The following is a 7,864-nucleotide window of genomic DNA, read 5'->3' on the forward strand; positions in this document are numbered from 1 at the left end:
GACGCGGGGCCCAGTGTGGCCGGGTCCGGGCCGGCCGGCGGCTCGGCGGTGACCAGGTCGCTGGGGACCAGGACCACGGCGGTGACGCCGCCCTCCCCGCAGGGGCGCAACCGCACCCGTACGCCGTGTCGGGCCGCCAGCCGGGCCACCACGAACAGGCCGAGTCGGGCGCTCTGCGCCGGATCGAACTCGGGCGAGCTGTCCAGCCTGGTGTTCGCGGTCTCCAGCGCCGCGGGAGACATCCCCAGCCCCTGGTCGGTGATCTCCAGGGCGTACCCGTTGGCTACCCGCTCGCCGCTGACGGTGACCCGGGTGTCCGGCGGGGAGAACGCGGTGGCGTTCTCGACCAGCTCGGCGAGCAGGTGGATGACGTCACCGACCGCCCGCCCCAGCACACCGACCGGCTGTACGGCGGTGATGTCCACCCGTTCGTAGGCCTCGACCTCGGAGATCGCGCCGCGAATCAGGTCGACCATGGCGACCGGGTTTCGCCAACCGCGCCCGGGTGCGGAACCGGCGAGGATGACCAGGTCCTCGGCGTGCCGGCGGAGCCGGGTGGCCAGGTGGTCGACCTGGAACAGCTGGGCGAGGTCGTCCGGGTCCTCGGTGCGCCGTTCCATCCGGTCCAGCAGGTGCAACTGTCGGTGCACCAGGCTCTGGCTCCGTCGGGCGATGTTGAGGAAGACCTCGTTGAGCCCGCGACGCAGGGTGACCTCGTCCACCGCGGCCTGGACGGCGGTGCGTTGCACCTTCGTGAAGGCGCGGCCGACCTCACCGATCTCGTCGTCGCCGTACTCCAGTGGCGGCGCCTCCCGGGAGACGTCGACCTGCTCGCCACGACGGAGCCGGGTCACCACGTCCGGCAGCCGGTGCTCGGCCAGCTCCAGCGCGGCGGTGCGAACGCCGCTGAGCCGCCGGACCAGGGTGCGGCCGACCCGCAGCGCCACCAGCACCGAGATGACCACGGCGACCAGCCCGAGCACCCCGGCGGCGGCCAGCCGGACCAGGATCCCGACCGCCATCGGCACCGAGCGGTCGGTGAGGTCGTCGGCCTCGGCCAGCTCGAAGTCGCGTAGCTGCTGCTGTACGGCGTCGTGGCTGGCCTGCCAGGACGCCGCGTCCACAGGTGGCCGGCCGGACCGGTTGGCGGCGATCAGCGCGTCCTGCATGGCGCGCAGGCTGGTGAAGTCCGAACTCTCCGACAGCCGCTGGTAGGCGACCCGCCCGGCCTCCGGCAGGTCGGCCACCGCGCTCTCGGTGAGCCAGCGCTGGTTGCCGATGGCCTGCACGAGCTGGGCGTGCTCCCCCTGCGCGAACCGTCCGGCGGTGAGGACGCCGGCCAGCACGGCGTCGGTCTGGCCGAGCAGTTCTCGGGAGCGGCCCAGCGAGGTGAGCGCCAGCGCCTGCCGGTTGATGCCGGGGTCGGTCAGGGTCGCCATCCCGGCGAACGCCTGGAAGGCCGCGGAGACCATGCCGCTGTAGAGGCCGAGCGCGCCAGCGCGGTCCATCAGGCGATCGTCGATGAAGTTCCGGCCGGTGGGCAGCGCGGCCAGAGCGGTGAGCAGTCGGTCGACCCGGTCCTCCAGCAGGTCGTCGGCGGCGTCGCGCAGCGGCTCGCCGTTCACCCGACGGCGCAGCTCGGCGATCGCCCTGTCGGTGCGTTGCCGCTGTTCGTCGAGCGCCGGCAGGTCGGCGGTGCCGGCGAGCTGCACCACCGAGAGTCGGCGTTCCCGTTGCAGCTCGGTGACCACGGCCTCGCCGGGGCGACCCAGGTCGTACAGCAGCGTGCGGGCGGAGAGCAGGTTCAGCGCGGGGCCGAAGGTCAGCGTGGTCGCGAAGATCCACAGCGCCAGCAGCGCGGTCACCGGCGCGACGACCAATGCGGTCAGCTTCGAGCGGATCGGCCAGTCGCGGGTTCTCATCAGACCTCGCCCGTACAGGGGTGGCAGGAGGGGCGCCGGCACCGCCGGGCAACGCACTTGCCGGCTGCGCGCCCGGCCGCAACGCCGGGCACCGGCGCGGGCGCCTTGGGCAGGATACGTAATCGGGGGCCGTTGCACTACCGCCCGTCGCGCCGAGATCGACGCTCCGGCATGTGCCGCCTGACAACGATCGGCTCACCGGCCTGAGACCGACCGTCACTGGAATGGCTCAAGTTTGGCTGGTGTCGGTGGGTGCCCCGTCCAGGTCGACGGGTGGCCCCGTCAGGAAAGTGTCCCGGATTGGGATTGGCGATCAGTGTGCGGAGGGAATACCAGGCGACGAAGGAGGAACCCATGTCGTCCACGCAGATAGTCGTCATCGTGCTCGTCGTGCTGGTGGTCGTCGCGGTGCTGGCCGTGGCCGCCCGCTCGCTCAGCCGCCGCCGCGCGCTGCGCAACCGCTTCGGGCCGGAGTACGACCGGGTGGTGGCGGAGCAGGACAGCCGGTCCGCCGCCGAGCGCGAGCTGCGCGACCGGGAACGCCGACACGCCGAACTCACGCTCACTCCGCTCAGTCCGGAGTCCCGGGCCTGGTACAGCGCCGCCTGGGAGGAGATCCAGGTCCGCTTCATCGACTCCCCCGGCGAGACCGTGGGCGACGCGGACGAACTGGTCACCCGGCTCATCGAGGAGCAGGGCTATCCGACCGGCGACTTCTCCGACCAGATCGCCCACCTCTCCGTCGAGCACGCCCGCACGCTCACCAACTACCGGGACGCGCACGAGATCCACCTGCGCAACTCCCGGGGCGAGGCCAGCACCGAGGAGCTGCGGCAGGCGGTCGTGCACTACCGGGCCCTCTTCGCCGACCTGCTGGGCGAGGAGCCGGTCGCCCACCGCACGCCCGAACAGCGCCACCACCCGGACCACGACGCCACGAGCCGCTGAGGAGGCCACCAATGCGCCAGGAAGAGCAGCAGGTGAGCAACGACCACCCTGAGGCCGTCCGCTCCGCGCCCGTGCCGGTAACCCCGGCCAGTGACCGGGCCGGCCGCTCCGACGTCCCCGAGGACGCCCTCGACGACCGGGGCACCTTCGACGACCAGAGCACCCGCCAGCCGACCCACGACACCGACCCGGACGCCGAAGACTCCGACAGGCGTCACCGGCGCGACGACCCCTCCGACGACGAGGGCGGTTTCCACGAGCCGGGGCCGCTGCCCACGGCGTTCGGCGCCACCACGGTCGGCGACGCGGTGGCCGCCTCCGCGCTGGCCAGCCCGCGCCCGCAGGACCAGCCGGACCCGCGGGCCGAACGGACCGCCCAGCCGGGCGACGGCGCCGAGGACGGCGAGCGTGAGGGTCTGCGCGCCGACCCCACCGCCGAACTGCACCGCCGCGACACGGACGTCGACGACGACAGCACCGAGCGGCGCGACGAGCTGACCGGCAGGTCGGGCCGGGCCACCGCCGGCGCGGTCGGTTACGGCAGCGCCGCGCCGGAGATGGTCGACCCGGACGCGGACGGCGAATCGGTCTCCACCGACGAAACCGACACCACGCTGGAGTCCGCCGGGACGTCCCGACCAGTTGGCTCAACCGTCGCGGCCGAACCCGCCACGCTCCTGGAACCGGAGACCGCGCAGGGCTTCCGGGACCGCTGGCGGGACGTCCAGCTGCGGTTCGTCGACGATCCGCAGGGAGCGGCCGGCGAGGCGCAGTCGCTGGTGGAGGAGGCCATTCAGGCACTCTCGTCGGCGCTGGCCGCGCAGAAGAACACGCTGGGTGGGTGGCAGGACGCCGGCTCGGCCGACACCGAGCAGCTGCGGATGGCGGTGCGCAACTACCGGGACTTCCTGGACCGGGTGCTGGGTCGCTGAGTCACATCACCACGAAGGGGCGCCTCGGCCGGACGGTCGGAGCGCCCCTTCGGCGCGCTGAACGCCTCCGGAGACCGCCCAACCAGGCCCGAACGCGGCGGACCCGCCGCCCGAGAGTGAAACCGCGTGAACGGGGTAGTAGGGCGCGCGGACCAACCAGCGCGGGCATCGAAACAGGGGTGACGGGATGGACGGCGGCGGTCTCCGGCTCAACATGAACGGGCTGGACTACCTGATTCTGGCGCTCTACTTCGTCACCGTCCTCGGGGTCGGCTTCGCCGCGCGCCGGGCGATCCGGACCAGCGTCGACTTCTTCCTCTCCGGCCGTTCCCTGCCGGCCTGGGTGACCGGTCTCGCCTTCGTCTCGGCGAACCTGGGCGCCCTGGAGATCATCGGCATGGCGGCGAACGGCGCGCAGTACGGCGTGATGACGGTCCACTACTACTGGATCGGTGCGGTGCCGGCGATGGTCTTCCTGGGCATCGTGATGATGCCCTTCTACTACGGCTCCAAGGTCCGCAGCGTCCCGGAGTACCTGCGGTTGCGGTTCAACCGACCCACCCACCTGCTGAACGCGCTCAGCTTCGCCGTCGCCCAGGTGCTCATCGCCGGCGTGAACCTCTACGCGCTGGCCCTGGTCATGCAGGCGCTGCTCGGCTGGCCGCTCTGGACGGCGATCGTGGTCGGCGCGGCGATCGTGCTGGCGTACATCACCATCGGCGGGCTGTCCGGGGCGATCTACAACGAGGTGCTCCAGTTCTTCGTCATCCTGGCCGGCCTCATCCCGGTCACCGTGATCGGCCTGGTCAAGGTCGGCGGGTGGAACGGCCTGATGGACGCGGTCGGCGACACCAAGCTCGGCGAGGCGGGTCTGCACGCGTGGCAGGACACCGGCAGCACGGCCAACCCGCTGGGCGCGCACTGGATCGGCATCGTCTTCGGCCTCGGCTTCGTGCTGTCGTTCGGCTACTGGACGACGAACTTCGCCGAGGTGCAGCGGGCCCTCTCGGCGAAGAACATGAGCGCCGCCCGACGTACGCCGATCATCGCCGCGTACCCGAAGCTGTTCATCCCCCTGGTCACTGTCATCCCCGGCCTGGTGGCCCTGGTCACGGTGAAGGGCCTCGGCGCGGAGAGCGGCGACCTGCAGTACAACAACGCCATCCCGCTGCTGATGCGCGACCTGCTGCCCAACGGCGTGCTCGGGGTGGCGGTCACCGGCCTGCTCGCCTCGTTCATGGCCGGCATGGCGGCCAACGTGAGCGGCTTCAACACCGTCTTCACCTACGACATCTGGCAGGCGTACATCCGTCGGGACCGGTCGGACGAGTACTACCTGCGGGTCGGCCGGTGGGCGACGGTCGCCGCCGTGGTGATCGGCATCGGCACCGCGTTCATCGCGGCCGGGTTCAGCAACATCATGAACTACATCCAGGCGCTCTTCTCGGTCTTCAACGCGCCGCTCTTCGCCACCTTCATCATCGGCATGTTCTGGAAGCGGATGAGCGCCCTGGCCGGCTTCTGGTCGCTGCTGCTGGGCACCCTGGTGTCGCTGAGCCTCTACCTGCTCTACAAGGGCGGTGTGGTCGACTTCAACTCCGACCTGGAGGAGAGCTTCTGGGGTGCCGGTCTGGCGTTCGTCACGGCGGTGGTGGTCGCGGCGATCATCACCCCGCTCACCTCGCCCAAGCGGGACGAGGAGCTGCGCGGGCTGGTGTACGGCATGGGCGGCGTCGACCTGAAGGGCGACGTGCTCGCCGGGGACGCCGTCTGGTACCGCTCCCCGGTGCTGCTCGGTCTGATCGCGGTCGCGCTGGCCGCCCTCTTCTACATCCCGGTCTTCTGAGGAAAGGGGTCGGCAGATGAGCAACGACGGCCAGCCGGCACAGGACCCGCTGATCGACGAGGCGCAGGCGGAGCAGCGACGCTCCGCGGCAGCCCGGCTGTTCGACATCCGCCGGGTGATCGGTGGCCTCTTCGTCGCGTACGGGATCATCGTGACGCTGATCGGCATCTTCGACAGCCGGGCCGAGATCGACAAGGCCGAGGGCGTCCGGATCAACCTGTGGGCCGGGCTGGCGATGCTCGCCTTCGGCCTGCTCATGCTGCTCTGGCAGTGGCTGCGCCCGGCGGAGCCGCCGGCGCCGAACGAGAAGCAGCCCGGCAGCTGACCCGCCCGAGCCGCTTCGGCATGGGCACCGCACCAGGGGGTACGCGCGGAAGTCAGGCACCGTGTCGGACCCAGGAGGCAGCACCATGACCGATCGCGATCGCCAACCGCCGCTGGAGGAGAGCCCGGAGGTGGCCTCGGCGGTGGACGATGACGCCACCGTGCCGCAGCTGCGGACCGGTGGTGGCCCCGACCGGGACACTCCGGCGTTCGCCGAACCAGGCAACCGACCGGCCGACCTCGCGCCGGAGACCGACGACCTGATCGGCGACCCGTACGCCGCCGGCACCGGGGCGACGGGCACGGGCACCGGCGCTGGTGGGGACAACATCCGCACCGGGGCTGAGCAACCCTGGGAGCCGGAGGACCTGGTGCTGGCCCGGGGGCAGGACCTCACCCCGGAGAACCTGGAGCGGGCCCGCCGTGACCTGGCCGAGCAGGGCCGGGCCGCGATCGAACGCACAGTGCCCTGAACGGGGTACCAAAGGGGGTCCCCGACCCGACCTGTGACGGTCGGGCCGGGGACCCGGGGGAACCTGCCGCCGGCAGTGCCTCACCTACTGCCGGCGGCGGGTGGGTGTGGAGGCGTTCCGGTCAGAGCGCCGGGTACGCGTTGCGCATCAGCTCCTGGAACTGGGCGGAGAACCACGCACCGGAGATCGGCGCGTCCGGCAGCGCACCCGACGGGTTGTTCCCGTTGCGGGCGTTGCCGCCGTACGTCGGGTCGCACATCCGGTCGAAGCCCTTGCCCTCGGTGTTCGGGATCTCCTTGCTGGAGCCGTCCGACTCGCCCGGAGGCTTCACCCAGACGTAGGCGTCGATGCCCGTCGCCGGGTTCGCCCGGGGCCGCTCACCAAGCCCGGCACCGGCCTGGTTGCACCAGTTGCCGAGGTGCAGCCGGCGGTCGATGCGGCCACCGTTGACGTACGTGTCGACGCTGGTCGTCGCGCCGGGGCCGGTGGGTCGGGCGGAGCCGCCCCAGCCGTTGCGGGAGGTGTCGATCAGCATGCCGATGTTGGAGTTGAAGCCGACCGAGATCAGCTTGGTACGGAACGCCTGGGCGAAGGAGAGCTCGTCGACGTAGTAGTTCCAGTCGACCCACTTGGACTGCCGCACCGTCTGGCCGTTCACGTTGTCGGTGACCTTGAAGTACGGCTCCTGCAGCGCCGAGTAGTTGGCGGTGTTGGTGATGAAGCCGTGCACGTTGTTGACAGTGCTGCCGGAGGCGACCGCGGCGGTCTTCAGGATGTCGGCGGTCGGGCCGAAGTTGGTGTCCCAACCGAGCCAGCCGTGGTGCCCGGCGTCGATGTAGTTGTAGACGTTGCCGATCGCGCCCAGCTTGGCCAGGGCGTAGCCGACGCCGTTGACGTAGGCGCCGTTGGCCTTGACCGTGTCACACATGACCGTGCCACCGGCCTGGCCGGAGGTGTTGGTGATCAGGTTCGGCAGCGAGTCGATCTCGATGACGTTGATGATCCGCAGGCTGCTGTACTTCGAGTTGCTCTGGATCGCGGCGATCGGGTCGATGTACTCGGCCTTGTACCTGGGCAGCTCGTTCGGGCCCAGCTCACCGTTTGAGGCGAGCGCCGAGCAGTCCCGGCCGGGCAGGTTGTAGATCACGAACTGGATGTAGCCGGCACCCTGGCGCAGCGCCTCGTCCAGGTGGTCCTTCACCCCGAAGGCACCGTTGGAGCTGCTGTTCGGCGTGCCGTTGATCGCGGCGATCCGGTCCAGCCAGACGGCGGTGGGGTTGTTCGAGACCCGGGTTCCGCCGGGCTCGGCGTCCGCCTTGGCCTTCCACTCCGGGTTCACGTACCCGCGGACCCCGACGTACGGGTTGTCCACCTTCGTGCCCGGCGGCGGGTTGGTGGTGGGCGGCGGGTCGGTGGGCG

General features: G+C 71.0%; 7 protein-coding genes. 5 read left to right on the plus strand and 2 right to left on the minus strand.

Annotation, left to right across the window (positions count from 1 at the left end; all coding sequences use genetic code 11):
* A partial coding sequence (locus JM949_RS31090) for a sensor histidine kinase (protein WP_203151683.1) occupies positions 1 to 1,922 on the minus strand: 1,922 nt, incomplete at its 3' end.
* 354 nt (positions 1,923 to 2,276) lie between these two features.
* Between JM949_RS31090 and JM949_RS31095 the strand changes: the two genes are divergently transcribed.
* The 5 genes from JM949_RS31095 to JM949_RS31115 all read left to right on the plus strand — a co-directional run bounded on the left by JM949_RS31095 (position 2,277) and on the right by JM949_RS31115 (position 6,445).
* A complete protein-coding gene (locus tag JM949_RS31095) occupies positions 2,277 to 2,870 on the plus strand; it encodes a hypothetical protein (protein ID WP_203151684.1) in 594 nt (197 codons plus the stop codon).
* A gap of 11 nt (positions 2,871 to 2,881) precedes the next feature.
* Entirely contained in the window at positions 2,882 to 3,802 is a 921-nt protein-coding gene (locus JM949_RS31100; RefSeq protein WP_203151685.1) for a hypothetical protein, read from the plus strand.
* A 187-nt stretch (positions 3,803 to 3,989) separates the two neighbouring features.
* Positions 3,990 to 5,648: a sodium:solute symporter family protein gene (locus JM949_RS31105; RefSeq protein WP_203151686.1), complete on the plus strand. Its 1,659-nt coding sequence runs from the start codon at positions 3,990 to 3,992 to the stop codon at positions 5,646 to 5,648.
* 16 nt (positions 5,649 to 5,664) lie between these two features.
* On the plus strand, positions 5,665 to 5,973 hold the full coding sequence (locus JM949_RS31110; RefSeq protein WP_203151687.1) for a hypothetical protein: 309 nt from the start codon (positions 5,665 to 5,667) through the stop codon (positions 5,971 to 5,973).
* Positions 5,974 to 6,058: 85 nt separating this feature from the next.
* Entirely contained in the window at positions 6,059 to 6,445 is a 387-nt protein-coding gene (locus JM949_RS31115) for a hypothetical protein (RefSeq protein ID WP_203151688.1), read from the plus strand.
* Between the two features lie 121 nt (positions 6,446 to 6,566).
* Here JM949_RS31115 and JM949_RS31120 read toward each other — a convergent pair.
* Positions 6,567 to 7,864, minus strand: a 1,298-nt coding sequence (locus JM949_RS31120) for a glycoside hydrolase family 6 protein (protein ID WP_203151689.1), incomplete at its 5' end; no start/stop codon positions are given.

The sequence above is a fragment of the Micromonospora tarensis genome (genome assembly GCF_016803395.1).
GTDB lineage: Bacteria > Actinomycetota > Actinomycetes > Mycobacteriales > Micromonosporaceae > Micromonospora > Micromonospora tarensis.

Bases quoted from the DNA above. Each gene is read 5' to 3' on its own strand.
- JM949_RS31095 (WP_203151684.1), top strand. From the start codon at position 2,277: ATGTCGTCCACGCAGATAGTCGTCATCGTGCTCGTCGTGCTGGTGGTC.
- JM949_RS31105 (WP_203151686.1), top strand. From the start codon at position 3,990: ATGGACGGCGGCGGTCTCCGGCTCAACATGAACGGGCTGGACTACCTG.
- JM949_RS31110 (WP_203151687.1), top strand. From the start codon at position 5,665: ATGAGCAACGACGGCCAGCCGGCACAGGACCCGCTGATCGACGAGGCG.
- JM949_RS31100 (WP_203151685.1), top strand. From the start codon at position 2,882: ATGCGCCAGGAAGAGCAGCAGGTGAGCAACGACCACCCTGAGGCCGTC.
- JM949_RS31115 (WP_203151688.1), top strand. From the start codon at position 6,059: ATGACCGATCGCGATCGCCAACCGCCGCTGGAGGAGAGCCCGGAGGTG.